Here is a 1,649-nt window from a genome sequence, read left to right on the forward strand (position 1 = left end):
GCAGAGCGTCCTCGGCGGCGCTGGAGAGGCTGACGTGCTCGGGCATGCTCAGGCGTCCGAAGTGGTCGGCGTGAAGTGTCGCGCAGGTCTCCGGTCGCCAGTCGGAACCCCGTCCGAGCCCCAGCCGGACGAGCTCGGTCCGGCGCAGCGTGAGCTCGAGCCGCGCGAGCGGAGCAGCGTGCTCGAGCAGCGCGGGGCCATGTTCGCCGCACAGGAGCTCCACGGGCAGCTTGTGGCCGGCGGCCTGCAATTCCCGCCCCTTCGGGTACACCTTGAGCGTCCAGCGACGCGAGTGCTGACCCCAGTAGGCGGTGTAGCCCACGAGGTTCCGGTCATGGCGCGGCCGGCCGCGGAGGCTCGAAGTGGAGTGCAGCCCGCGGACCCACTCCTCGGCCTCGCGCGAGGAGCGCAGCGCGACCGATGCGGTGCAGTCGGTGCGGTACACCTCGAACGCGCCGGCGTGCCAGGCGGCGACGTCGCCAGGGTCGATGCGGAGCCAGGAGTAGCGCCGGAGCAGGTCGTCGGCCAGGCGCTCAGCGACGGCGGCGACGAGCGGCACCAGGTCCTCGGGGCCGAACACGTTGTGCCCCTGCATGAACTTGGCGAACGAGCCCTCCACGATGAGCTTGCCGGGTACGGGCGGGGCGTCGGACATCTCGGACGGGATGGTCGGATCGGAGAGCACGACGAGCCGCGCGTCGTGACTGCCGTCGAGCTCCAGCCGGCGGGCCCGCGACCATTCGAGCTCACCGCCGGCGTCCGTCGCCCCGACGAATCCCCCGTGGATCTGGCGCTCGTGGTCCAGCGGGAGCACGACCTTGAGCGTGTCCAGCATCAGGGAAGGGGCTTTCCGAGGGTGCGACGGTTGGGGTACTTCGCGGAGTTGGCGACCTTCCAGAACGCGCCGATCTTCTTCGCGATGCGCACCCCTCCGACGCGCTGGGACAGGTCGGTGTACTCAGGCGCGACGTCAGCGAGCCGGACGCCGAGGATCTCGTCGATGCGGCGCCGCGTGGCCGGGGTGTGCAGCATGGCGATCGAGCGCCAGCCGTAGAGCTTCGCGATCACGTAAGCCCCGAGCGCGGCTTCGAGCTGGTCGCCCGCGCCGTCGAACGCCTTGGCGCGGCGGACGATGTCGTCAGGAATCTCGATCACAGTGATGTCTCCGGGACGCAGCGGTGCGTCGGAGACTACGTGAAAGCGGGCCGGAGCAGGGTGCGCGTGGAGTGCCACCGTGGCACTGATGTGCGGTACTACATGAGCGCACATGCCCGGCTGGGCTGTCGGCCGAGGGCCTCCGGTCCCCATGCCCTGCGGGCATCCCGTCAGGGCTCGGAGCGGCGTTCGCTGGCGCTCAGGTTGATCAGCGGGGCCGGACACCGAGTGCGGGCCGGATCGGGGCTCAGGCGAGCTCAGGCGAGCTCAGGCGAGCTCAGGCGAACTCAGGCGGGCTCAGGCGGGCTCAGGCGGGCTCAGGAGCGACGCCGGCGGGGCTTCGGGGTGTACTCCCCCCCGAGGCGCTCGCGGACGTACTTCCCGAGCCGCTCACGGTCCCGAGGATGGATCCAGACGACCGTGCGGACGAGGCCGGCGGCGGTGCGCTCGGCGGTGCGCTCGGCGACGATCTCGGCCTTCGGGCGAGGGCTCAT

The 1,649-nt window shown here is 71.3% G+C and carries 2 protein-coding genes; both read right to left on the reverse strand.

The features are described 5' to 3' along the window. The coding region (locus tag WBA11_RS02060) for a phage/plasmid replication protein, II/X family (protein WP_424519066.1) at window positions 1–835 on the reverse strand (835 nt) is incomplete at its 3' end. Beyond that, window positions 835–1,155, reverse strand: coding sequence for a hypothetical protein (locus WBA11_RS02065; protein ID WP_424519067.1), 321 nt, complete (start codon window positions 1,153–1,155; stop codon window positions 835–837). The genes WBA11_RS02060 and WBA11_RS02065, both read right to left, overlap by 1 nt. Window positions 1,156–1,649 lie beyond the last annotated feature (494 nt).

The sequence above is a fragment of the Rubrivirga sp. genome (genome assembly GCF_049648075.1).
Taxonomy (GTDB): domain Bacteria; phylum Bacteroidota; class Rhodothermia; order Rhodothermales; family Rubricoccaceae; genus Rubrivirga.